2 protein-coding genes are annotated in these 858 nt (G+C 37.2%); both read right to left on the bottom strand.

What is annotated here, in order from left to right; all coding sequences use genetic code 11:
- Positions 1-221: 221 nt before the first annotated feature.
- Positions 222-401: a zinc-ribbon domain-containing protein gene (locus IG80_RS17125; protein ID WP_420887395.1), complete on the bottom strand. Its 180-nt coding sequence runs from the start codon at positions 399-401 to the stop codon at positions 222-224.
- Between the two features lie 27 nt (positions 402-428).
- A complete protein-coding gene (locus IG80_RS17120; RefSeq protein ID WP_420887394.1) occupies positions 429-758 on the bottom strand; it encodes a zinc-ribbon domain-containing protein in 330 nt (109 codons plus the stop codon).
- Positions 759-858 lie beyond the last annotated feature (100 nt).

Genomic DNA, 858 nt, shown 5'->3' with positions numbered 1-858 from the left:
TGACCTTTTTCACACTTCCATTTACCAACAATATCTTTATTTTCAGCAGGGTTCTCAGGAAATGGCTGTGAATTTTCAATTGGGTCCCATTGATTTCTAATCAAATGATATCGATCACCGTCTTGGTGATGTGTTTCTTCTATAGTTTTTGAAAAAAATCTTCTTCAGTTTATTTTTTAACACAGCTTCCATTCCTCACTATAAAGCTCCTCACCATAAAACTAGATCTTTCCTGATTTTTTCAATAATGTACTCGCCTGATAGCATTTAAGACATCCTACTGCACTTAGTGCTCTATATGAGATCATAGCTTCCCACTCATGGTCTTTATGGCACCTCCACCACACTTTCTGATCACTCCCAGGAACGACATCAAAAGGCATTAATTCACCATTCTTTATAGGATGCCATTGTCCGCTTCATTTTCATTATAGAAGATTATTGCCTTTGCCTGCTTTCCTATTAGAACATTGAGGACAACCTTTACTTCTCGTCCTTACAGATACTTTTTCTTCCCACACATGGTCTTTATGGCATTTCCACCATACTCTCTTATGACTCCCAAAAACCACATCTAAAGCCGTTAACTCACCATTCTTTATAGGATGCCATTCATCAGCTAGCTCAGGCTTTATTACAGCAAGGTTATTATCTTTGCCGGTTTTTTTATTAGAACATTCAGGACATCCCCTTCCTTTAGATCTACTATAAATCAAAGCTTCCCATTCATGCCCTTTATTGCTCGTATAACTTCGTATAATGTATGCTATACGAAGTTATTACGAAATAATGAAATCTAGCCTAGTAGCCGTAAGCCTTTTCCATATCTAATATGGATAACATCCAACTCCAGCTTAG

The sequence above is a fragment of the Candidatus Paracaedibacter symbiosus genome (assembly GCF_000757605.1).
Taxonomy (GTDB): domain Bacteria; phylum Pseudomonadota; class Alphaproteobacteria; order Paracaedibacterales; family Paracaedibacteraceae; genus Paracaedibacter_A; species Paracaedibacter_A symbiosus.
Note: the sequence above shows the minus strand (reverse complement) of the source record. Positions and strands in the feature narration are given on the sequence as shown.